Raw genomic sequence first — 21,713 nt, 5'->3', positions numbered from 1 at the left:
CTAATGTCCAGATCCTACGCACTGGGGGTGGCAGCTGCGGTATTTGCCACCTTTAGCTGGGCGCTTAATTTTCTATCGCCCTACATGATGGGCGCGTTCGGTCCGATTGACTTCATCACCCTGCGGTTCATCGTATCCGGCTGCATCGGCTTGGTGATGCTGCGTATCTATTGGCCTGGCGACCCCGTTTTAACCAGGCGCTCAATCCTCAACGCCGGGCTGCTGGGCGTGCTTGGCTATGCGGTGTACATCGGTTGCATCATGGGCAGCGTGCTCAATGGCGGCGCTATCATCGCACCGGCATTCCTGAGCGCTACACCGGTCATCATTGCGGTCGCGGGCAATATGATCGAGCGCACCACCACCTGGAGCAGCCTCGCTGTCCCCATCATCCTGGCGGTTTGCGGGTTGGTCGCGGCAAACTATGGCACCTTGGTCGGCGTTTTAGACAATGACCTGACCTCCTACCTGGCCGCGGTCAGCTACGCCGTGGGTGCGGTGCTGACCTGGCTGATGTTCAGCATACTCAACCAGAAGATGCTGGCGAAAATCCCCAAGGTACACGCAGGCCTATGGACCGGCCTGATGATGGTTGGCGCCGGTCTGAGCGTGGTCGTGTTCGTGCCGTTCGGGCTCGTATTGGACCTGTACACCTACCCGCATTTGGACCTGCACTTGGGCAACACCCTGCCGGTGCTGGCTGCCGCAACGGCGCTGGCCTGTGTTGCCTCCGTTGGCGGCGCATGGGCCTGGAATTTTGCCAGCCAAAGGCTACCGATGGCCCTGTCCGGGCAGCTTATTTCAGTGGAAACCGTATTCGCAGTCGCCTTTGGGCTGATCGCCGAACAGCGCTTGCCTACCGGTCTTGAGGTTCTGGGGATTGTTGGGCTGTTGGCAGGTGCTTCGATTGCGGTGAGGGTGATGGCTCAGGGTGATCGCGAGGGGGTGAAGGTGCAGGTTTGACTGATTGAGTCGGCGGGTAGGTATGACGAATAGCGGATTTCCAGGCACGAAAAAAGACGTTCAAGGACATCTTTTTTCGTGCATTTGGTGGGCCGGGGTAAGTTGAATCGGATTTTTAGGTATTTGATTTAATTGATTAATGTGAGTTTGTAATTTTTTTTGGAATACCAGCTGAAATACCGCGAGAAGTTGGATTGAGCAATGTGCTTCGTATCCGAATCTTGCAGAGGGCTGCCAAAAGGATCATTTGTTTAATCGAAACCGGGCAAGCTGAGCATGCCGCCTATGGTGCGTTTGCCAAAGCCACTGGGCATGAGGATTTTGTGCTTCCTCATCTCTGCGAGTACCGCCAACCATTCGGTTTTGCCAAAGCGCAGCTTGGTGTCGTTCCAGCTTTGCATGACTTCGTCCACGATGGCTTCATCGGAAGCCGGGCGGCCTTCTAGGATAAAGTCATTCCATACGGCGTAGAGTGTCACAGTCATTTCGCAACGATCCGTATCCCAATCCCGCATCAGTTCGATGACCTGCTCAATGGTGGCGCGCTCAGCGACCGACCAGGCGCTGCTATATGCCTGCCGATGCTGCCCTGCTTGGGAAAGCGGGCGATAAGCATGCCCGATAGTCTCGCGCTCGACGCGCTCATACTGTGCCACTGCGGTCGTGAAACAAGAAGCCATCGCCATTGCTGGAGAACACGAACGGTACGTCCAGCGCCTCTGCATAGCCCAGGGCTTGCTGCATGCCGGAGCCAACGGAGTGCTTGTTGTCCTTCGCCTCGATTACAGCGATAGGTAGGTTGGCCTGGTGGTAGAGGATGAAGTCTGCGCGGCGTGCTTCACCACGGCTGTGAAGTTTGCCTCGGACGATAATGCGGCCTTTGGTAAAGCTGACTTCCTCGCGCACCTGCTTGTGCATATCCCATCCAGCTTGCTGAACGGCTGGGGCGATGTACTTGCTGCAGATGTCCCGCTCGGAAAGCGACTTTTTGTCCATAACCCCAATTCCCTTTCAAACCGGCCTGGTCGCTCCATTCCGGCACTGCTGATCGTGCTCGATGGGCGTAAATGTACCTTGTTTGATAGTGGCACGGGGGAAGATCAGATTTGGTGGTTAATGCCCCTCGGTACAAAATCTAAATCGGCCGAGGTTTATAAAGGTTGATATGTATGATTTGCCGAACCAGTAGGCAGCAATAAATACGACAAGCGTCACCAAAATAGCTTGAAATCGTGCGAAAGACATTCGCTAAAGCCGGCGCCTCGGCGCCGACTCGTACCTGATTCGTATGCTGGATACGTTACCTATAAAAACTTCTGTACAGGCACGTCCCTGTCTTTTTAACCAGCAGCGGAGGGTGTGTAGGCGTATGAACCGTCAAAATGCACTCCGGCTTGGGAAGCAATGCGATGTCCTTGCTTATAACTGGCGCCGCCACCTTCACCTTGGCATCAGACAACGTAACGCACAGATGCGCGTAGCTACCGATCTGCTTCAGGCTGATATTTCTGTAGCGGCCAGGGCAGATTAACAATGTGTCTCCGAAGCGAAACTGACGGAAGGCCTTCACACTGTATAGCCCATCGGGCCCCCCATAGGCCTCCAACTGCCAGAGATGTTTTTTAAAAATCTCCTGTGGATAGTCTTTTTCGTCCAACACATAATTTAGCTCGGTATTGTCTCTGATCTTAATCAGGTTACCGGCTGAATAGACCCACACATCTAAGATTGCAGGAAGTAAAACGGCATTGGCAAAAACGCATACCAATAGAGCAAGAGCTGCTCGACCAGTTCGTTGGAGAACGGTGCCTTCCGATAAATAGAAAAACATAACAGGCGCTAGGTAAAGACACATGATCAACAAGCAAACGCCGATCGCTCCACGTGCTTCCCAGCCGTTCTCGCCACCGCGCCAAGCCATAATGCCCAGTTGTGCCGGAAACACTCCGCTCATTGAGGTAAACGCTAGCAATACACCGAGCCAGCCAAGTCGGACGCTACAATAGCCTCTTCTATGCCAAGTTTTACGAGGCCCAGGTGGCAGCTCCAGTACCTTTCTCTTGAGTGACGCTTCGCTGCTGAGCACATGCCACGCCGCCAAAGCGGCAGCAAATGCCACAAATATGAAAAAGTACCCAGGAGCAAAGGCGATATCAAAGGTTGATGCCAGTAGGTTAAGCGAGAGGAGTCCATACCCTGCGCCGACTATAAGACTAAATCGAAAGGCGAGCGTTTTCTCCAGCTCCCTTCCAGGCGAACATTGAGTAATACACATCATGAAGGCTAGCGACGGCACTGAAACGATTAGCAGCAGCGAAGCCAGAACAAGTAAAGCAAAAAATAACCAAGCTACGAGGTTTGATGGGTTTCCCAGAGAGCTCAGAATCAACTCTGGGTGCTGGATAAGCCATAAGTACTTGGTTAAAAGTGAAATTGAAATTAATGTTGCTGCGAGGGGAAGCCACCATTTGATATCGGCGAGCAGCCCAGATATCGCTTGCCGATAGTTGGTAAGCCCCAATGTCTCGGTTGGCGTTTCAGGTATAGATGGTGCGGTGGGGGCGTGGTTCATCAGAGAGCGCTCCTTCCTTGGGGGCACGTGCCATTTGGCCGGTGTGGCATTGCACGGTGCGCAATTCTAATGAAGCCGGTTTATCTTTCAAAGCTCAGTGTCGCTGGCCATAGCTGACCAGGCGATCTGGCACCCCATGCGCTTTAACGCAGTGCCTCCTCTCGGTGACACCTTAGGGCCTGAGTGTTTCCAGCAGTGCGAGAGCCTGATCGCTCGGCGGGCAATTTGCGAGCGGCGTTTTTTATGCATTCAGGCGGAATGGCCATGAGCCCCTTGATTTCACTGAATTCCAGACACAAAAAAAGACGTCCAAGGACGTCTTTTCTCGTTCAATTGGTGGAGCCGGGGGGATTTGAACCCCCGTCCGCCAGTACTCCGCTGTCGGTACTACATGCGTAGCCGTTTCTATTAAGTTAACCCTCAGCGACCCGAAGGGCAGGGTGCTTTGGGCGAGTTGTGTAAGTTTTAGCCGCTTCGTCCACAACGTACTGCACGGCGATTCTGTTCTATATGACAATCACTTTGGGTTTACAGACATCCCCTGGTGATTGCTGGACCCGAAGGTACCAGAAGCTCAGGGCTAAGGCTGCTTACGCAGCGAGAGCGAATTCCTGGCCGTAGTTTTCGTCATTGGCAACTATAAGAAGTTGCAACAGTGGATTTACGAGTTCTGTTACCAACTCGGCATGCACCTAAAGTTTCGCGACCGGCGTCGAATCCTAAACGGCCCCGTGCTTGTAACTCGTTGTTTCTTAGTGAGTGACAAGCCTGTGCAGTGTACGCCAAAATGTCAGCGAAGGCCAACCCGAAGGTTGGCCCTCTCGCTTACTGGCCGCCTTTCTCGCTGTTCTGCAGGTCTTGCAGGGCCTTGGAGGTGATTTCGATGCACTTCTTCTCATCACCGGCGGCGTGGGCGGCCTTGGCCTGGGAGACGGCGGTGTCTATTTCGCCACTTTTGCCGCTGGTGTCGGTGGCGAGCAGGGCTTTGCCGTTGTTGATTTTGTCCAGGTTGATCTGGCAGAGGTCTTTGTCACTGGCTGCGAAAGCGGGGGAGGCGAGCATCGCAGCGGTCATGAACAAGCCAGCAAGAGCGGAACGCTTCATAGGGTGTCTCCTTGCGCAAAAGGGCTCGACGCTGCTGGCGTGCAACCGCTGCCAGCGACATCACTGATGGGCCTCGTTTGTCGAGGCCTATGCAGATGACTGCGCTGGTGCGCGAGGGTTCGTTTTTTTTGCCGGGTCAGTGGGCGCGGGCGCGGGTGACGCGGTCTACCAGGTAGACCAGGCCGTGGTAGTCGATGCCGCCATGCTGGCTCAGGCCGATCTCGCAGGTGCGGCTGGTGGCGATGCCTTCGCTGCAATGTTGCACGGCGTCTTTGAGTGAGCGCAGGGAGTGGGCGTTGAGCTCCGGGGTGGTGAAGCCTTTGTCGCCGGCAAAGCCGCAGCAATGAATGCCTTCGGGGATCACCACGGTTTTTGCGCAGCGGCGTGCCAGTTCGATCAGTGCCTCGCTCTCGCCCAAGTGTTGGGTGCTGCAGGTGACGTGTACGGCGATGGGCGCTTCCTGGGGCGTGAAGTCGAGGCGGTCCATCAGGTGGGTGCGGATAAAGCGTACCGGGTCGTAGAGGTCCAGGCGCGTTTCTTCCAACTCTTGCACCAGGCGCAGGGTGCAGGGGCTGGTGTCGCAGTAGATCGGGTCGAGGCCGCCTCGGCTGGCGTGGAGCAGGGCGCCGATCAGTTCCTGGCGCTTGTGTTCGGCCTGCTCGGCGTAGCCTTTGGACGCGAAGGGTTGGCCGCAGCAGAGGCTGTCCTGGTTGTCGGGGAAGACTACCTGGTAGCCGGCTTTTTCCAGCAGATGGCGGGTTTTGTCGTACAGCGACATTTGCTCTTTATCACCGGCTGCCGGGCCCATAGCGCGGGAGACGCAGGCGGCCAGGTAAACCACGCGCGGGCGCGCGTCTGTCACTGCGGGGCTGAAGCGGATGGCTTTTTCGGGCTGTGGCATGGCGTTGGTCCACTGCGGTATTTGCCCTTTGGACAGCTTGGTCAGCGTGCTCGAGAGCCTGGCCAACCGTGGAGCGCCCAGCAGCATGCGCGCACCGTTGGCGACGTGCAGGGTAAAGCGCGCGCCTTGCAGCACGGTGGCGAAATGGCTGGCGAGCCAGTCGGCGGTTTTCGTACGGTCGGCTTCGCGGCTGCGCAGCTTTTTCACCAGGTCGCCGGTATTGATGCCTACAGGGCAGCGTTGCGCGCATAAGCCGGTGGCGGCGCAGGTGTCGATGCCCTGGTAGTGGTAGGCCGCTTCCAGTTCGGTGGTGTCCACGCTTGCGCGTTTTTTGGCTTGGATGTCACGCCAGATCACGATGCGCTGGCGCGGGCTCAGGGTCAGGCCTTTTGAGGGGCACACCGGCTCGCAGAATCCGCACTCGATGCACTTATCCACAAGCTCATCGGCGGCGGGCAGCGGCTTGAGGTGTTTGAGGTGGATCTGCGGGTCTTCGCTGAGTACCACGTCGGGGTTGAGGATGCCGTTGGGGTCGAGCAGGCGCTTGAGCTGCCACATCAGTTGATACGCGTCGCTGCCCCATTCCAGTTCGACGAACGGTGCCATGTTGCGGCCGGTGCCGTGTTCAGCCTTCAGCGAGCCACCGAACTCCACGGCCACCAGTTGCGCAACGTCGTCCATGAACGCTTGATAGCGTGCGACTTCTTCGCTGCTGTTGAAGCCTTGGGTGAACACAAAGTGCAGATTGCCTTCCAGGGCATGTCCGAAAAGGATGGCTTCGTCGTAGTGATGTTTGTCGAACAGTGCGATCAAGCGGTTTACGCCAATCGCCAGTTGTTCGACCGGGAAGGTCACGTCTTCGATGATCACGGTGGTGCCGGTTTTACGCACGGCACCTACGGCCGGGAAGGTGTCTTTGCGGATGGCCCACAGGCGGGCGTTTTCCAGTGGGTCTTCGGTGAAGTCGACTTGTTTCTCCACGGGAAACGCCGCCAGGGACGCCATGATGCGCGTCAGTTGTTCGTGCAGCAGTGATGACGAAGCGGCGCGGGATTCGATCAGCAGTGCGCAGGCGTTTTCCGATAGGTGCTGTACGAAAGCAGGCATGCCCGGTTTGTCCTGCACCGAGCGCATGCTGCGTCGGTCCAGCAGTTCAACGGCGGAGACTGGCTGGGTTTTCAGCACGGTGACGGCGTTGCAGCAGGTTTCGACATCCGGGAAGACGATCAGCGCGGAGGCTTTGTTCGGGTGGTCGATCACGGTGTCGTAGGTGACCGCACTGATAAACCCCAGGGTGCCCTCGGAGCCGACCAGCAGGTGGCTGAGGATATCCAGCGGGTCATCGAAATCCACCAACGCATTGAGTGACAGGCCGGTGGTGTTTTTCAGTCGGTATTTGTGGCGGATCTTTGCCGCCAGCTCAGTATTTGCTCGTGTTTCGCGACCCAATGTAGCCAGGCGTTCAAGCAGTGCGCCATGTGACTGGCGGAAGGCTCGCACGCTGGCGGCATCTTCGGTGTCCACACGGCTGCCATCGGCCAGCACCAGGCGGATGCCCGCCAGGGTGTGGTAGGTGTTTTGCGCCGTGCCGCAGCACATCCCACTGGCATTGTTGGCGACGATACCCCCGATCTTGCAAGCATTGATGGACGCTGGGTCCGGCCCGATCTTGCGCCCGAACGGTGCGAGCCAGGCATTGGCCTGGGCGCCGATCACGCCGGGTTGCAGGCGTATCTGGGTGCCTTGCCCGCGAATTTCGCGGTGGTTCCAGTTATCACCCAGCACGATCAGCACCGAGTCGCTGATGGCCTGGCCCGAGAGGCTGGTGCCTGCGGCACGGAAGGTCACCGGCACGCGGTCGCGCTGGGCCAGTTGCAGCAGTGTCACCACTTCGTCTTCTGACTCCACGCGGATCACCAGCTGTGGGATCAGTCTGTAGAAGCTGGCGTCGGTGCCGAAGGCGAGGGTGGAAAGTGGATCGTCGAAGCGGCGACCTTGCGGGATCAGTTGTGCGACGTCGCTCAGGAAAGCAGCAGGCAGGCTCATCGGTCCTCCAGAAATAGCAGACGCCGGCAGGATGCTCCGGCGTCGATTCTTACCCTATTACGTGCAGGTCTCAGTGCACCAGCATACCGGTGAACCAGTACGCCTGCGCCAAGGTGATCAGCCCGACGATGGTGGCAAAAAACAGGCTGTGCTTGAGGGTAAAGCGGAACAGGTCGGATTCCTTGCCCACCAGGCCGGTGGCGGCGCAAGCCACGGCGATTGATTGCGGCGAGATCATTTTGCCGGTCACGCCACCGCTGGTGTTCGCGGCTACCAGCAAGGTGTCGTTGACGCCGATCTGGTGAGCGGTAGTGGCCTGCAATGAGCTGAACAGGGCGTTGGATGAGGTATCGGAGCCTGTCAGGAAAACCCCCAGCCAGCCAAGGAATGGCGAGAAGAACGGGAAGGCAGCACCGGTGCCGGCCAGAACCAGCGCCATGGTCGAGGACATGCCGGAGTAGTTGGTGACGAAGGCGAACGCCAGCACCATGCCGATAGAGAGGATCGGCCAGCGCAGCTCAAAGAAGGTCTCTTTTAAAGTGGTAAGACCAGTTTTGATGTCGATTTTCAGCACCAGCATGGAGACCAGTGCCGAGAAGAAGATCGCAGTGCCCGTAGCTGAAATCGGGTCCAGCTTGAAGACGGCCGGGATGGCGGTAGGGTTGGTCACGATGGGCGCGACTTTAACCACCAGTTGATCCAGGTGCGGAATCGCAAAATTGAACACCCAGCCGTACATCGAACCGCCCGCGGCGAACAGGGCCTTGAAGGGTTTGAGGGTCCAGATGGTGACCAGTACGGTGAGGATCAGGAACGGCGACCACGCCTTGAAAATTTGCCCCAGGCTGTAGGGCGAAACCACGGTGTTGCGCGGCAAGCCGAAGCCGCCGGCGCTGGAGGTGACCGCCACGCTGGAGGTAGCGCCGGCAATCTGTGCGCCGGCGGTGCGCTTGGGTTGCCAGACTTTCAGGAACAGCGTCAGGGCAATCAGGCTGGCGAGTGCCGAGGTGATGTCCGGCAGCTCTGGGCCAATGAAGTTCGAGGTGAAATATTGAGTGACGGCAAAGCTCAAGCCCGCCACCAAGGCTGCCGGCCAGGTTTCGCGAACGCCGCGCAGGCCGTCCATCATGAACACCAGCCAGAACGGTACGAATAGCGACAGCAGCGGCAGTTGGCGGCCGGTCATGGCGCCAATCTTGAACGCATCAATGCCGGTGACCTGGCCGGCGACGATGATCGGGATGCCCAAGGCGCCGAAAGCCACGGGCGCGGTATTGGCAATCAGGCACAGGCCGGCGGCGTACAGCGGGTTGAAGCCCAGGCCTACCAGCAGCGCGGCGGTGATCGCCACGGGCGCGCCGAAACCGGCCGCGCCTTCCAGGAAGGCGCCAAAGCAAAAACCGATCAACAACACCTGCAAGCGCTGGTCGTCGGTGATCGACAGCACGGAGCTACGGATGATTTCGAACTGGCCGCTCTTGACCGTTAATTTGTACAGGAATACTGCCGCGACGATGATCCAGGCGATGGGCCACAGGCCGTAGGCAAAACCATAACCGGCCGCGGCCAGCGCCATGTCTACCGGCATCTGGAAGGCGAAAATGGCGACCAGGATCGACAGGGCCAGCGTGATGCTGCCGGCCACATGGCCTTTGAGGCGGAACACGGCCAGCGCCAGGAAGAAGAATACGATGGGAATGACGGCGGCCAATGCGGACAGGCCGAGGCTGCCGAGTGGGCTGTAAAGCTGTTGCCAGGTTTGCATATGGGGTGGCCCCTGATTGTTGTTGTTTGGTGAGCTTGGGTAATTGGTAATACCAATTTACAATCGCTGTGGGCTAGATTAAGAGGCTGGGCAGGGGTGTGTCAATTTGCCGCCTGCGAAACTTTGGTCGGAGGTCGGAAGACGGGGTGTTCTGATCAGCGAAATTGAAGGCGTTCTGATAGGTGCTGCCGGCACGGCGATAGGCCAGAATAGGGGCCCCGGCGAGTGGTCGGGATGGTGGAGAGTTGAGTTATGGGGTTTGATCAGGTGCGTCAGCGCCGTTTGTCTGACGATATTGTCGAGCAGCTTGAGGGGATGATTCTCGAGGGCACGCTGAAGTCGGGCGAGCGCTTGCCGGCCGAGCGCGCGTTGGCTGAACGCTTTGGTGTGTCGCGCCCATCGTTGCGTGAGGCGATTCAGAAACTGGCGGCCAAGGGGTTGCTGGTCAGTCGCCAGGGCGGTGGCAACTATGTGGTGGACTCCCTGGGTTCGACCTTCAGCGATCCGCTGTTGCACTTGTTGGAAAGCAATCCCGAAGCACAGCGCGATCTGCTGGAGTTTCGCCAGACCCTTGAGGCTTCGTGTGCCTACTACGCGGCGTTACGCGCCACGGAGGTTGACCGTGAACGGCTGACCGCAGCGTTCGAGGCGTTGCAGGATTGCTATGCGCGCGCCGACGAGGTGAGCCGAGTGGAGGAGGGCGCTGCGGATGCGAGGTTTCACTTGGCGATTGCCGAAGCCAGTCATAACGCCGTGTTGCTGCACACCATTCGTGGGCTGTTCGACCTGCTCAAGCGTAACGTAGTGACGAATATTGGTGGCATGTATCAGCAGCGTACGGAGACCCGCGACATGCTGATCAATCAGCATCGGGACTTGTACCTGGCCATCATCGAGGGGCGGGCCGAGCAGGCGCGCGACGTCTCGACACGGCATTTGCTGTATGTGCAGGAGGTGTTGGAGGAGGTGCGTCAGGAGGTTCAGCGTGTGGCTCGTGCGGAGCGGCGCAAAGGGATGTAGCCCGCATGGGCTACACCGTCACAAGGATTACTCTTCCTTGCCTTTGTTGCGCACGGCGCGATGCAGCTCGCGATTGGAATCGCGCTCGCGTTCGGTGTCGCGCTTGTCGTATTCCTTTTTGCCCTTGCCCAATGCGATCTCGCATTTGACCAGGTGCTTGCTCCAGTACCAGGACAAGCAGATACACGCGTAGCCTTTTTGCTGCACGGCTGCGGCGAGCTTTTCGAGTTCGCGGGCATTGAGCAACAACTTGCGCGTACGCACCGGGTCGGCAATCACGTGGGTGCTCGCGGTGGTCAGCGGGGTGATATGACTGCCAAGCAGCCACGCCTCGCCATCCTTGAGCAGCACATAACTGTCGACCAGCTGCAGTTTGCTGGCACGCAGACTTTTTACTTCCCAGCCGGCCAGGACCAGACCAGCCTCGAACCGATGTTCGATGAAGTAATCGTGTCGCGCTTTTTTATTTTGCGCGATGGTCCCTGTGGGGTGTTTCTTTTGTTTAGCCATAGGGGCGGCATTATAGGGAGTTGCGAGCGTGTCGGCTACGGTCAACCTGTGTGCTTGAGCGAGTTGGACGAATCCCGGACAATGCGGGCAGTTCTTTGGTTTTTTTCTCTCGCGGATTGGGCTGTTCTTTCGCGATGTTTGCCTTAAGCAGTGGAAGTAACGCTCACATGACGACGCATATTCAACGTTCGGCCCTGTTGCCCTACCCGGCGCAGGCGCTCTATGACCTGGTCAACGACGTGGCGCGTTACCCAGAGTTTCTGCCTTGGTGCTCGACGGCCGAGGTTCTGGAGAGCAGTGACGAGCACATGGTTGCCAGTGTGGGGGTGGCCAAGGGCGGCCTCAGCCAGCATTTTGTGACGCGCAATGTGCTGGTGCCGGGGCAATCCATCGAAATGAACCTGCAGGAAGGGCCGTTCACCCAGCTACATGGCGTGTGGGTGTTCAAGGCGCTGACGGACAAGGCCTGCAAGATCAGCCTGGATCTTTCGTTTGATTATGCCGGGCCGATTGTTCGTGCGACGTTGGGGCCTTTGTTTAATCAGGCAGCCAATACCCTGGTGGACGCGTTCTGTCAGCGCGCCAAGCAACTGCATGGTTGAGATTGAGGTGGTGTTTGCCGCTGAGGACCGCCAGGTGTTGCTGGGGGTAAAGGTGGCTGAGGGCACCACGTTGCGCGAGGCGGTTCGGGCGTCGGGAATGGCGGCGCATTTTCCTGATGTTGATCTGGCTGCTTGCCCGGTGGGTATATTTGGCAAGGTCGTCGTGGATGCACAGGTGCGTAGCGTGCAAGCGGGTGACCGTATTGAGATCTATCGGCCTTTGCTGGCCGACCCTAAAGAAGTGCGCAGGTTGCGCGCGGCCAAGGCGGCATTGGCCAGGCAAGCGAATTCTTGAGCTTGCCAAAGGGTAGCGTAGCCATCTACACCACTGCCATACGAAGCTGAACCGGTAACTGCCTGCCAACCGACACCTATCTCCCTGGAGCCGCGCGATCCAACTGTGGGAGCTGGCTTGCCTGCGAAAGCGGTGGTTCAGCTGAATATTCAGTGACTGACACACCGCCTTCGCGGGCAAGCCCGCTCCCACAGGGGATCTGAGCCAGGCGCTGACTCTGTGGGCAATACATGGCCAATGTGGGGCTTGCCTGCGATGGCGGTGGTTTAGCTGAATATTCAGTGACTGACACACCGCTATCGCGGGCAAGCCCGCTCCCACAGGGGATCTGAGCCAGGCGCTGATTTTGTGGGCAATACATGGCTAATGTGGGAGCTGGCTTGCCTGCGATGGCGGTGGTTCAGTTAAAGATTAATTGACTGACACACCGCCTTCGCGAGCAAGCCCGCTCCCACAGGGGGGGCTGAGCCAGGCGTTGATGCTGTGGGCAATATAGCTATGCAAATGGCAGACAATAAAAAGCCCGGCATGCCGGGCTTTTTATCGAGTGCAAAATTATTGCGGGCTGGTGTCCAGAGGTTCAGGCGTCGGCACGGGCACGGTTTCCACGTTGTCGATGTCTTTCTGGATGCTGTCCAGCAACGAACCTGGCTTGGCCGGTACCTCGGATTTTGGTTTTTCAGCTTGCTGCGCAGGGGCGGTCACGTTGGTGCCGCTGTCCTTGCCCAGCAAGGCTTCATCGCGGCTTACGCCGGGCATGAAGTCACCGGACAGGCTCACGAGCTGGTCATTGCCATTGAAGATGACACTGACGCGCTCCTGCTGGCGTTCACCACCACCCGGCTGCAGGCTGTAGAGATAATCCCAGCGATCGGCATGGAAAGTGTCGGTCAGCAGGGGATTACCCATGATAAACCGTACTTGCCGTCGGGTCATTCCCGGGCGTAACTGGTCTATCATGTCCTGCGTGACGACATTGCCCTGCTGGATGTCGATTTTGTAAACCCCGGGGAATGAACAACCGGCGAGTGCGAGCAGTCCCACAAAGGTGAAACTGGTTAGCAAGAGCTTGGTGTTTTGCATCGGTGGGCGACTTCCACTATCTTGGCTGGGACAACGTAAACGCCGATCATACCCGTATTAAGAGAAGCTGCGAAGCAGCATCCGCGAGAAAGCTAACCATGGTTGAAAATAGCGAACTACGCAAAGCCGGTCTCAAAGTGACTCTGCCACGAGTCAAGATTCTACAAATGCTCGATTCTGCTGAGCAGCGCCACATGAGTGCCGAAGACGTTTACAAGGCGCTGATGGAGTCTAACGAGGACGTCGGCCTGGCCACGGTCTACCGTGTACTGACCCAGTTTGAAGCCGCAGGGCTGGTGGTTCGTCATAATTTCGACGGCGGTCATGCGGTGTTTGAATTGGCTGACGGTGGTCACCATGACCACATGGTTGACCTGGATACCAATGAGGTTATCGAGTTCACCAGCCCTGAAATCGAAGCGCTGCAGCACAAGATTGCTGAGGAGCATGGGTTCGATTTGGTCGACCACAATCTCGTGTTGTACATCCGTAAGAAAAAGTAAAAATCGACGCAGTTTTGCTTTGCGAAACGATTGAAGGCGACCCTCGGGTCGCCTTCGTGCTTTCTATAGAGGGGAAAATGTCGCTTCAAGCCTTCGCGGCCACCACCATTTTTTTTGCGTGAGCCAAGGACTCCTTGGTCAAGTCGATACCGCCGAGCATCCGCGCCACTTCTTCCACCCGTTCCGATTTGTTCAGCTTGGAGACGGCTGTGTGTGTCGCGTCACTGCCGCGCACCTTATGCACAAACAGGTGCTGATGCCCTTGAGCTGCCACTTGCGGCAAGTGGGTCACCGTGAGCACTTGGCCACGATCCCCCAGGCGACGCAGCAATTGGCCAACGATTTCTGCGGTCGGCCCGCCAATGCCCACATCCACTTCATCGAATACCAGGGTGGGTACCCGTGAGGTCTGTGCGGTAATCACCTGGATCGCCAGGCTGATCCGCGAAAGTTCGCCGCCGGAGGCCACTTTGGCCAGGGCCTTGAGCGGTTGGCCGGGGTTGGCACTCACCAGCAGCTCGACGTGCTCCAGCCCATGGGGCTGCAATTCTTGACTGGCGTTGGGGTGCAACTCGATGGTGAAACGCCCGCCTGGCATGCCCAGGCGCTGAATTTCCTGCTCGACGGCGCTGGCCAGGCTGGTGGCTGCTTGCTGGCGCAGAGCGCTCAACTCCCGGGCTTTTTCCTGATAATGACGGGCAAACGAAGCGAGCTCCTCGCCCAGTCGTTCGATGGATTCGTCGTTCGCGTTGAGTGTTTCGATTTCATCCAGCAGTTTCTGCTGCATGGTTGCGACTTCCGTCGGCTGGATTCGATGCTTGCGAGCCAGGGTATAAATCGTATCCAGGCGTTCTTCTATTTCTTGCAGGCGTGCGGGGTCGGCGTCGAAGTGGTCCAGGAAGCGATTGAGCTCGCCCACGGCCTCTTCAACCTGGATCTGTGCGCTGGTCAGCAGGGTGGTTGCTTCGCTCAGTGAGCCGGAAGCATTGTTCACGCTGGACAGGCGGTTGAGGCTGGCGGTCAGTGCGTTGAGCACATTGCCGGAGTCGCTCTCGCTGCATTGCTCGACCACTTGGCGGCAGATGCCCAGCAGGGTTTCGGCGTTGGTCAGGTTCTTGTGTTCCTGCTCAAGCTGTTCCAGCTCGGTCTCACCCAGGCCCAGGCTTTCGAGCTCTTCCAATTGATAGCTGAGCAACTGGTGGCGGGCGCGTTGTTCGTCGCCGGAGTTGGAGAGGCGTTCCAGTTCCTGGCGTGTCTGGCGCCAGCGTTGGGCGGCCAGTTGAACTTGCCGGGAAAGGTCGGTGGCACCGGCGTACTCATCGAGCAGGCGGCGGTGGGTATCGGTTTTCAACAGGGATTGATGTTCGTGCTGGCTGTGGATATCGATCAGCAATTCGCCCAGGGCTTTCAGGTCGCCCAGTGGGCAGGGCGTGCCGTTGATATAGCCACGGGAGCGCCCCTCGGCGGTGATCACCCGGCGCAGAATGCAGGGCCCTTCATTATTAAGGTCGCGCTCGGCCAGCCATGCTTCGGCTTCAGGAATGTCCGCCAGGTCGAAGGTGGCCAGAATGTCGGCCTTATCGGAGCCAGGGCGTACCACGCCACTGTCAGCGCGATCGCCAAGCGTCAGGCCGAGGGCGTCGAGCATGATCGACTTGCCGGCGCCGGTTTCGCCTGTGATTACGCTCATCCCGCGATCCAGTTCAAGATCCAGATGTTCAACGATGGCGTAGTTATGTACAGACAAGTGCACGAGCATGACGGCCGCTCCCAGGCTTTAGGTCTGGTTATTTATACAGTGTTTTGTTCGGGGCTGACAATCCTGGCGCTTAGCTCGATTTGCTTGAGTCGCGATTTTTTTTAGCGCGATGTGGAATGAGCGTGAAGGAAATGATCCAGGTCAATCGAAAGACTTTTGGTAACGCCTGCGCCCTTGAACCTGAAAATTGTGGCCCCATATACCGGAGCAGAAGCGCGAGTTGAGTTCGCGCATGATTTTGAAAGGAGAAATCTATGGCTGACGAACAGACGCAGGATACGCAAACTCCAGACGCCAATTCGGCTGCCGGTGATGAACTGGCGACTCGTGTGCAAGTGCTCGAAGAGCAATTGGCCGCTGCGCAGGATCAATCGTTGCGTGTTGCCGCCGATCTGCAGAACGTCCGCCGCCGTGCCGAGCAGGATGTAGAGAAGGCTCACAAGTTCGCGCTGGAAAAATTCGCCGGTGACCTGCTGCCGATCATCGACAGCCTGGAGCGTGGCCTTGAGTTGTCCAACCCGGACGACGAAAACATCCGCCCAATGCGCGAAGGCATCGAGCTGACCCTGAAAATGTTCCAGGACACCCTCAAGCGTTATCAGTTGGAAGCGATCGATCCGCAAGCCGGCGAGCCGTTCAATGCTGAGCATCATCAAGCCATGGCCATGCAGGAAAGCCATGACCTGGAACCCAATAGCGTCATCAAGGTGTTCCAGAAGGGTTACCAGCTCAACGGTCGCCTGATGCGCCCGGCGATGGTGGTGGTGAGCAAAGCTCCTGCACCCGTTGCACCTTCTATTGATGAGCAGGCTTGAAATCCGCCGCAAGGCCCCCATTTATAAGTCAAGCGTTTAAGTGCTACCGCAGTTAGCCACAACTGCTGCGGCAACCAAATTCAAGTTTCGGGAGAGTAAATCATGGGCAAAATTATCGGTATCGACCTGGGGACCACCAACTCCTGCGTCTCCGTGCTGGAAAACGGCGTTGCAAAAGTTATTGAAAACGCCGAAGGCGCACGTACCACTCCGTCGATCATCGCTTACGCCAACGACGGTGAAATCCTCGTCGGCCAATCGGCCAAGCGTCAGGCAGTGACCAACCCGCACAACACCCTGTACGCGGTAAAGCGTCTGATCGGTCGTAAGTTCGACGAAGAAGTCGTACAGAAAGACATCAAGATGGTGCCTTACAAAATCGCCAAGGCCGACAACGGTGACGCCTGGGTTGAAGTGAACGGCCAGAAAATGTCGCCGCCACAAATCTCGGCTGAAATCTTGAAAAAGATGAAAAAGACCGCCGAAGACTACCTCGGTGAAGCAGTGACTGAAGCGGTGATCACCGTTCCGGCCTACTTCAACGACAGCCAGCGTCAGGCCACCAAAGACGCCGGCCGCATCGCGGGCCTGGATGTAAAACGTATCATCAACGAACCAACGGCAGCCGCGCTGGCTTACGGTATGGACAAGGCCAAGGGCGACCACACCGTGATCGTTTACGACCTGGGTGGCGGTACGTTCGACGTCTCCGTGATCGAGATCGCAGAAGTTGACGGCGAGCACCAGTTCGAAGTGTTGGCCACCAACGGTGACACCTTCCTGGGTGGTGAGGACTTTGACATTCGTCTGATCGACTACCTCGTTGACGAATTCAAGAAAGAAAGCGGCATGAACCTCAAAGGTGACCCGCTGGCCATGCAGCGCCTGAAAGAAGCCGCTGAAAAAGCCAAGATCGAGCTGTCTTCCGCTCAGTCGACCGACGTGAACCTGCCGTACATCACTGCAGACGCTACCGGTCCTAAGCACTTGAACGTGAAAATCTCGCGTTCCAAGCTCGAAGCGCTGGTTGAAGACCTGGTTCAACGCACCATCGAACCTTGCCGCATCGCACTGAAAGACTCCGGTATCGACGTTGGCTCTATCAACGACGTGATCCTGGTAGGCGGTCAGACCCGTATGCCACTGGTTCAGAAGCTGGTTACCGAGTTCTTCGGCAAAGAAGCTCGTAAAGACGTGAACCCGGACGAAGCCGTTGCCATGGGTGCTGCCATCCAGGGTGCCGTACTGGCCGGTGACGTGAAAGACGTGTTGCTGCTGGACGTAAGCCCGCTGACCCTGGGTATCGAAACCATGGGTGGCGTGATGACTGCGCTGATCGAGAAAAACACCACGATTCCTACCAAGAAATCCCAGGTGTTCTCGACTGCCGATGACAACCAGGGCGCCGTGACTATCCACGTGCTGCAGGGCGAGCGTAAGCAAGCTGCGCAGAACAAGTCCCTGGGCAAGTTCGACCTGGCTGAGATTCCACCAGCACCACGTGGCGTGCCACAAATCGAAGTGACCTTCGACATCGACGCCAACGGCATCCTGCACGTCGGCGCGAAAGACAAGGCCACTGGCAAAGAGCAGAAGATCACCATCAAGGCCAACTCCGGCCTGTCTGATGAAGAAATTCAACAGATGATCCGTGATGCTGAGACCAATGCTGAAGCGGACAAGAAGTTCGAAGAATTGGCAGGCGCCCGTAACCAGGGTGACGCGCTGGTTCACTCGACGCGCAAAATGATCGCTGATGCTGGCGACAAAGTGACCGACGAAGAGAAAACCGCAATCGAAGCGGCAGTGGTTGCCCTGGAAGCCGCCATCAAAGGCGACGACAAGGCTGCCATCGAAGCCAAGGTTGAGGAGCTGTCGAAAGTCTCCGCGCCAGTTGCTCAGAAAATGTACGCCGAACAAGGCCAGCCAGCTGACGGCGCTGCTCAACAAGCAGAGCCTGAAGCCAAGCACGACGATGTTGTCGATGCCGAGTTCGAAGAAGTTAAAGACGACCAGAAGAAGTAACTTGGTCGCCCGGTTGACCGCACACAAGCGGTGACTGGTAGGATGTCGCCGCGCGGGAGCTTGCTCCCGCGTTGGCGTGTCTGGGGTATGCGAATTTTTACAGCATGCGACAACGCTCGGATGCTGGCGGTGTGAACGGGAATGCTCCTGCTTTCCGAATGACAGTCACCGCGTTTTTGGCCGGGTCCCTGGCTGAAAGCAGTAATGACCAGGATCGTTGAATTGACGTGAGTTGGGTCCGGGCCTGTATTGGGGCTCAACGAGTTTGGCAGGGTTCAGGAGGGCCAGGTCGAACGTCCTTAAGAGTGCAAAGACTTATGGCAAAGCGTGACTATTACGAAGTATTGGGTGTGGAGCGTGGCGCCAGCGAGGCGGAGCTGAAAAAGGCCTACCGTCGCCTGGCGATGAAGCACCACCCGGACCGTAATCCGGATAACAAAGAATCCGAAGAGATGTTCAAAGAGGCCAATGAGGCCTACGAATGCCTGTGTGATCCCAATAAGCGTGCGGCCTACGACCAGTATGGCCATGCCGGCGTCGACCCGAGCATGGGTGGTGGCGGTGGCGGTTTTGGTGGACAGAACTTCTCCGATATTTTCGGCGACGTATTCAGCGACTTCTTCGGCGGTGGCCGTGGCGGTCAGCGTGGCGGCCCTCAGCGTGGCAGCGACCTGCGTTACACCCTGGAGCTGAACCTGGAAGAGGCCGTGCGCGGCACCAGTGTCAATATCCGTGTGCCGACGCTGGTCAACTGCAAGCCGTGCGACGGCTCGGGTGCGAAGAAAGGCTCCTCGCCGATCACGTGCCCGACCTGTGGCGGTATCGGGCAGGTGCGCATGCAGCAGGGCTTTTTCTCGGTGCAGCAAACCTGCCCGCGTTGCCATGGTCAGGGCAAGATCATTTCCGATCCGTGCGACTCCTGCCGCGGCGAAGGCCGCGTCGAAGAGTACAAGACGCTGTCGGTGAAAGTGCCGGCGGGTGTGGATACCGGTGATCGTATTCGCCTGTCGGGCGAAGGCGAGGCGGGTGCCCAGGGCGGCCCTACGGGCGACCTGTACGTGGTGATCAATGTGCGCGAGCACTCGATCTTCCAGCGTGACGGCAAACATTTGTTCTGCGAAGTGCCGATCAGCTTTGTTGATGCGGCCCTGGGTGGCGAGCTGGAGATTCCGACGCTGGATGGTCGGGTCAAGCTCAAGATTCCCGAGGGGACTCAAACCGGCAAGCAGTTCCGCATTCGTGGCAAAGGCGTTGCGCCTGTGCGCGGTGGCGGTGCTGGCGACCTGATGTGCCGTGTGGCGGTTGAAACCCCGGTGAACCTCAATCGTCGTCAGCGTGAACTGCTGGAAGAGTTCCGCAGCTCGCTGGAAGGCGATGACTCGCACTCACCGAAGACCACAGGCTTCTTCGACGGTGTAAAACGCTTCTTCGGCGACCTGTAAGGATCTGAATATGCGACGTATAGCCGTAATGGGCGCTGCCGGGCGCATGGGCAAGACGCTGGTCGAGGCGGTGCAGCAACGCTCGCCGGCCTCCGGGCTGACGGCGGCGATTGTTCGCCCAGGCAGTACGTTGATCGGCGCGGACGCGGGTGAGTTGGCCTCATTGGGCCGCATCGGTGTTTCGCTGTCTGGCAACCTCGAGCAGGTGGCTGACGAGTTCGACGTGCTGATCGACTTCACCCTGCCGGAAGTGATGCTGAAAAATCTGGCCTTCTGCCGCAAGGCGGGCAAGGCCATGGTGATCGGCACGACCGGTTTGAGTGCCGAGCAGAAGCAGTTGCTGGTGGAGGCGGGCAAGGATATTCCGATCGTCTTCGCGGCCAATTTCAGCGTGGGTGTGAACCTGTCGCTGAAGTTGCTGGACCTGGCGGCGCGCGTGCTGGGTGATGAGGCGGATATCGAGATTATCGAGACCCACCATCGCCATAAAATCGACGCGCCTTCAGGCACGGCATTGCGCATGGGTGAAGCCATTGCGGATGCGCTGGGTCGCGATCTGTCGAAAGTGGCGGTGTACGGGCGTGAGGGCCATACCGGTGTGCGCGCGCGTGACACCATTGGTTTTGCGACCGTGCGCGGTGGTGATGTGGTCGGTGATCACACGGTGCTGTTCGCTACCGAAGGTGAGCGCCTGGAAATTACCCACAAAGCCTCCAGCCGCATGACCTTCGCCAAGGGCGCGGTGCGTGCCGCGCTCTGGTTGGAAGGGCGTGAGCCTAGCCTGTACGACATGCGTGACGTGCTGGACCTGCACTAACCAGTAGCTAAAACGGGGGCTCAGGATTATCCTGTGGCCCTGTTTTTACCCGCTAGGCGACGTCCTGTCGCATTCCCCTGCCTTTAAGGCTCATTAGCGGTGGACCAAAAAAGCCTTTTTCTGTAAGCTACAGCTTTAGTGTGTCCACTAAAAGCGCGCAGAATAATTCAGTGAAGAAGCGGGGTGACGTGTCCATACGTCACTCCGCTTTTTTACAACCTGCGATCGCCCTTTCAGGCTTTATTTACGGGAGGTCTTCTTGACTAAGCCAGCCATACTCGCCCTTGCTGATGGCAGCATTTTTCGCGGCGAAGCCATTGGAGCCGACGGTCAAACCGTTGGAGAGGTGGTGTTCAACACCGCCATGACCGGCTATCAGGAAATCCTTACCGATCCTTCCTACGCCCAACAGATCGTTACCCTGACCTATCCGCACATCGGCAACACCGGCACCACGCCGGAAGATGTCGAGTCTGATCGTGTCTGGTCGGCGGGCCTGGTGATTCGTGACCTGCCCCTGGTTGCGAGCAACTGGCGTAACACGATGTCGCTGTCCGATTACCTGAAAGCCAACAACGTTGTGGCGATCGCCGGTATCGATACGCGCCGCCTCACGCGCATCCTGCGTGAAAAAGGCTCGCAGAACGGCTGCATCATGGTCGGTGACAATATTTCCGAAGAGGCGGCGATTGCCGCGGCGCAAGGTTTCCCTGGCCTGAAGGGCATGGACCTGGCGAAAGTCGTCAGCGTCAAAGAGAAATACGAGTGGCGTTCCACTGTGTGGGATCTGAAGACCGACAGCCACGCGACTATCGAGGCTGCCGATCTGCCTTACCACGTGGTCGCCTATGACTACGGCGTCAAGTACAACATCCTGCGCATGCTCGTCGAGCGCGGTTGCCGTGTGACCGTGGTGCCCGCGCAAACCCCTGCCAGCGATGTGCTCGCGATGCAGCCGGACGGTGTATTCCTGTCCAACGGCCCGGGTGACCCTGAGCCATGCGACTACGCTATCCAGGCCATCAAGGACGTGCTGGAGACCGACATTCCGGTGTTCGGTATCTGCCTTGGTCACCAGCTGCTGGCTTTGGCCTCCGGCGCCAAGACCCTGAAAATGGGCCACGGCCACCACGGTGCCAACCACCCGGTACAAGACCTGGACACTGGCGTTGTGATGATCACCAGCCAGAACCACGGTTTTGCGGTGGATGAAGCCTCCCTGCCGAGCAACGTGCGCGCCATTCACAAGTCGCTGTTCGACGGTTCCCTGCAAGGCATCGAGCGCACCGACAAGAGCGCGTTCAGCTTCCAGGGCCACCCTGAAGCCAGCCCGGGCCCGAACGACGTAGCGCCGCTGTTCGACCGTTTCATCAATGAGATGGCCAAGCGACGCTGACTGAGTGGCCTGCGGGCGGCCCCGGATCGCGGTGGCCCCCGCAGGCTCTTCAAAGATTGTTCAAGACGGCTTGCCGACTGACCTGCGGATTTGAG

General features: G+C 58.1%; 18 protein-coding genes, 1 other RNA gene and 1 pseudogene. 10 read left to right on the top strand and 10 right to left on the bottom strand.

Features of this window, described 5'->3' with window-relative positions; all coding sequences use genetic code 11:
• The first annotated feature begins 3 nt into the window (after window positions 1–3).
• Complete coding sequence (locus tag PSH76_RS25780) at window positions 4–963, top strand: DMT family transporter (RefSeq protein ID WP_305493109.1); 960 nt, start codon at window positions 4–6, stop codon at window positions 961–963.
• A gap of 251 nt (window positions 964–1,214) precedes the next feature.
• On the opposite strand, the gene PSH76_RS25775 is transcribed toward PSH76_RS25780, so the two are convergent.
• The 7 genes and pseudogenes from PSH76_RS25775 to PSH76_RS25745 all read right to left on the bottom strand — a co-directional run bounded on the left by PSH76_RS25775 (window position 1,215) and on the right by PSH76_RS25745 (window position 9,351).
• Window positions 1,215–1,649, bottom strand: a complete 435-nt coding sequence (locus PSH76_RS25775) for a hypothetical protein (protein WP_305493108.1) — start codon at window positions 1,647–1,649, stop codon at window positions 1,215–1,217.
• A pseudogene (locus tag PSH76_RS25770) lies at window positions 1,612–1,959 on the bottom strand (type I restriction endonuclease); the annotation flags it as partial. The pseudogene PSH76_RS25770 and the gene PSH76_RS25775, both read right to left, overlap by 38 nt.
• Before the next feature lie 304 nt (window positions 1,960–2,263).
• Window positions 2,264–3,535: a hypothetical protein gene (locus PSH76_RS25765; protein WP_305493107.1), complete on the bottom strand. Its 1,272-nt coding sequence runs from the start codon at window positions 3,533–3,535 to the stop codon at window positions 2,264–2,266.
• A 334-nt stretch (window positions 3,536–3,869) separates the two neighbouring features.
• Window positions 3,870–4,266: a transfer-messenger RNA gene (ssrA, locus tag PSH76_RS25760) on the bottom strand.
• Between the two features lie 94 nt (window positions 4,267–4,360).
• On the bottom strand, window positions 4,361–4,639 hold the full coding sequence (locus PSH76_RS25755) for a hypothetical protein (protein WP_003194233.1): 279 nt from the start codon (window positions 4,637–4,639) through the stop codon (window positions 4,361–4,363).
• 136 nt (window positions 4,640–4,775) lie between these two features.
• Window positions 4,776–7,586, bottom strand: coding sequence for an FAD-binding and (Fe-S)-binding domain-containing protein (locus PSH76_RS25750; protein ID WP_305493106.1), 2,811 nt, complete (start codon window positions 7,584–7,586; stop codon window positions 4,776–4,778).
• Window positions 7,587–7,656: 70 nt separating this feature from the next.
• Entirely contained in the window at window positions 7,657–9,351 is a 1,695-nt protein-coding gene (locus tag PSH76_RS25745) for a lactate permease LctP family transporter (protein WP_078803828.1), read from the bottom strand.
• Between the two features lie 252 nt (window positions 9,352–9,603).
• Between PSH76_RS25745 and PSH76_RS25740 the strand changes: the two genes are divergently transcribed.
• Window positions 9,604–10,371, top strand: coding sequence for an FCD domain-containing protein (locus PSH76_RS25740; RefSeq protein WP_034133694.1), 768 nt, complete (start codon window positions 9,604–9,606; stop codon window positions 10,369–10,371).
• A 27-nt stretch (window positions 10,372–10,398) separates the two neighbouring features.
• Here the strand turns inward: PSH76_RS25740 and smpB are convergent, their stop codons facing one another.
• Complete coding sequence (gene smpB / locus PSH76_RS25735) at window positions 10,399–10,881, bottom strand: SsrA-binding protein SmpB (protein WP_003176160.1); 483 nt, start codon at window positions 10,879–10,881, stop codon at window positions 10,399–10,401.
• Window positions 10,882–11,048: 167 nt separating this feature from the next.
• Here smpB and PSH76_RS25730 point away from each other — a divergent pair, with 167 nt between their 5' ends.
• Both PSH76_RS25730 and PSH76_RS25725 read left to right on the top strand, forming a co-directional pair.
• Complete coding sequence (locus PSH76_RS25730; RefSeq protein ID WP_003194226.1) at window positions 11,049–11,483, top strand: type II toxin-antitoxin system RatA family toxin; 435 nt, start codon at window positions 11,049–11,051, stop codon at window positions 11,481–11,483.
• The gene (locus tag PSH76_RS25725; RefSeq protein WP_138761953.1) at window positions 11,476–11,778 is read left to right on the top strand and encodes an RnfH family protein; all 303 of its coding nucleotides are present in this window, start codon (window positions 11,476–11,478) and stop codon (window positions 11,776–11,778) included. The genes PSH76_RS25730 and PSH76_RS25725 overlap by 8 nt, the downstream gene beginning before the upstream one ends.
• Window positions 11,779–12,333: 555 nt before the next feature.
• Here the strand turns inward: PSH76_RS25725 and PSH76_RS25720 are convergent.
• The gene (locus PSH76_RS25720; RefSeq protein WP_032895265.1) at window positions 12,334–12,861 is read right to left on the bottom strand and encodes an outer membrane protein assembly factor BamE; all 528 of its coding nucleotides are present in this window, start codon (window positions 12,859–12,861) and stop codon (window positions 12,334–12,336) included.
• A gap of 98 nt (window positions 12,862–12,959) precedes the next feature.
• On the opposite strand from PSH76_RS25720, the gene fur reads away from it, so the two are divergent.
• Complete coding sequence (fur, locus tag PSH76_RS25715) at window positions 12,960–13,364, top strand: ferric iron uptake transcriptional regulator (protein ID WP_003194220.1); 405 nt, start codon at window positions 12,960–12,962, stop codon at window positions 13,362–13,364.
• A gap of 85 nt (window positions 13,365–13,449) precedes the next feature.
• Here the strand turns inward: fur and recN are convergent, their stop codons facing one another.
• A complete protein-coding gene (recN, locus tag PSH76_RS25710; protein ID WP_032895266.1) occupies window positions 13,450–15,123 on the bottom strand; it encodes a DNA repair protein RecN in 1,674 nt (557 codons plus the stop codon).
• Between the two features lie 254 nt (window positions 15,124–15,377).
• Here recN and grpE point away from each other — a divergent pair, with 254 nt between their 5' ends.
• From grpE to carA, 5 genes are all read left to right on the top strand, one after another.
• Window positions 15,378–15,938 (top strand): nucleotide exchange factor GrpE, encoded by a 561-nt coding sequence (grpE, locus tag PSH76_RS25705; RefSeq protein WP_003194215.1) that lies wholly within the window; start codon window positions 15,378–15,380, stop codon window positions 15,936–15,938.
• A 102-nt stretch (window positions 15,939–16,040) separates the two neighbouring features.
• Window positions 16,041–17,963, top strand: coding sequence for a molecular chaperone DnaK (gene dnaK / locus PSH76_RS25700; protein WP_003194213.1), 1,923 nt, complete (start codon window positions 16,041–16,043; stop codon window positions 17,961–17,963).
• A gap of 317 nt (window positions 17,964–18,280) precedes the next feature.
• On the top strand, window positions 18,281–19,405 hold the full coding sequence (dnaJ, locus tag PSH76_RS25695; RefSeq protein WP_305493105.1) for a molecular chaperone DnaJ: 1,125 nt from the start codon (window positions 18,281–18,283) through the stop codon (window positions 19,403–19,405).
• A 10-nt stretch (window positions 19,406–19,415) separates the two neighbouring features.
• The gene (dapB, locus tag PSH76_RS25690; protein ID WP_305493104.1) at window positions 19,416–20,222 is read left to right on the top strand and encodes a 4-hydroxy-tetrahydrodipicolinate reductase; all 807 of its coding nucleotides are present in this window, start codon (window positions 19,416–19,418) and stop codon (window positions 20,220–20,222) included.
• Between the two features lie 259 nt (window positions 20,223–20,481).
• Window positions 20,482–21,618, top strand: coding sequence for a glutamine-hydrolyzing carbamoyl-phosphate synthase small subunit (gene carA / locus PSH76_RS25685; protein WP_047711798.1), 1,137 nt, complete (start codon window positions 20,482–20,484; stop codon window positions 21,616–21,618).
• The last annotated feature ends 95 nt before the right edge of the window (window positions 21,619–21,713 follow it).

It is taken from the genome of Pseudomonas sp. FP215 (genome assembly GCF_030687795.1).
Lineage (GTDB): Bacteria > Pseudomonadota > Gammaproteobacteria > Pseudomonadales > Pseudomonadaceae > Aquipseudomonas > Aquipseudomonas salmasensis.
The sequence above is the reverse complement of the archived record's forward strand: the minus strand, read 5'-3'. Positions and strand labels throughout refer to the sequence as shown.

Bases quoted from the DNA above. Each gene is read 5' to 3' on its own strand.
- PSH76_RS25780 (WP_305493109.1), top strand. From the start codon at position 4: ATGTCCAGATCCTACGCACTGGGGGTGGCAGCTGCGGTATTTGCCACC.
- PSH76_RS25775 (WP_305493108.1), bottom strand. From the start codon at position 1,649: ATGGCGATGGCTTCTTGTTTCACGACCGCAGTGGCACAGTATGAGCGC.
- PSH76_RS25765 (WP_305493107.1), bottom strand. From the start codon at position 3,535: ATGAACCACGCCCCCACCGCACCATCTATACCTGAAACGCCAACCGAG.
- PSH76_RS25755 (WP_003194233.1), bottom strand. From the start codon at position 4,639: ATGAAGCGTTCCGCTCTTGCTGGCTTGTTCATGACCGCTGCGATGCTC.
- PSH76_RS25750 (WP_305493106.1), bottom strand. From the start codon at position 7,586: ATGAGCCTGCCTGCTGCTTTCCTGAGCGACGTCGCACAACTGATCCCG.
- PSH76_RS25745 (WP_078803828.1), bottom strand. From the start codon at position 9,351: ATGCAAACCTGGCAACAGCTTTACAGCCCACTCGGCAGCCTCGGCCTG.
- PSH76_RS25740 (WP_034133694.1), top strand. From the start codon at position 9,604: ATGGGGTTTGATCAGGTGCGTCAGCGCCGTTTGTCTGACGATATTGTC.
- smpB (WP_003176160.1), bottom strand. From the start codon at position 10,881: ATGGCTAAACAAAAGAAACACCCCACAGGGACCATCGCGCAAAATAAA.
- PSH76_RS25730 (WP_003194226.1), top strand. From the start codon at position 11,049: ATGACGACGCATATTCAACGTTCGGCCCTGTTGCCCTACCCGGCGCAG.
- PSH76_RS25725 (WP_138761953.1), top strand. From the start codon at position 11,476: ATGGTTGAGATTGAGGTGGTGTTTGCCGCTGAGGACCGCCAGGTGTTG.
- PSH76_RS25720 (WP_032895265.1), bottom strand. From the start codon at position 12,861: ATGCAAAACACCAAGCTCTTGCTAACCAGTTTCACCTTTGTGGGACTG.
- fur (WP_003194220.1), top strand. From the start codon at position 12,960: ATGGTTGAAAATAGCGAACTACGCAAAGCCGGTCTCAAAGTGACTCTG.
- recN (WP_032895266.1), bottom strand. From the start codon at position 15,123: ATGCTCGTGCACTTGTCTGTACATAACTACGCCATCGTTGAACATCTG.
- grpE (WP_003194215.1), top strand. From the start codon at position 15,378: ATGGCTGACGAACAGACGCAGGATACGCAAACTCCAGACGCCAATTCG.
- dnaK (WP_003194213.1), top strand. From the start codon at position 16,041: ATGGGCAAAATTATCGGTATCGACCTGGGGACCACCAACTCCTGCGTC.
- dnaJ (WP_305493105.1), top strand. From the start codon at position 18,281: ATGGCAAAGCGTGACTATTACGAAGTATTGGGTGTGGAGCGTGGCGCC.
- dapB (WP_305493104.1), top strand. From the start codon at position 19,416: ATGCGACGTATAGCCGTAATGGGCGCTGCCGGGCGCATGGGCAAGACG.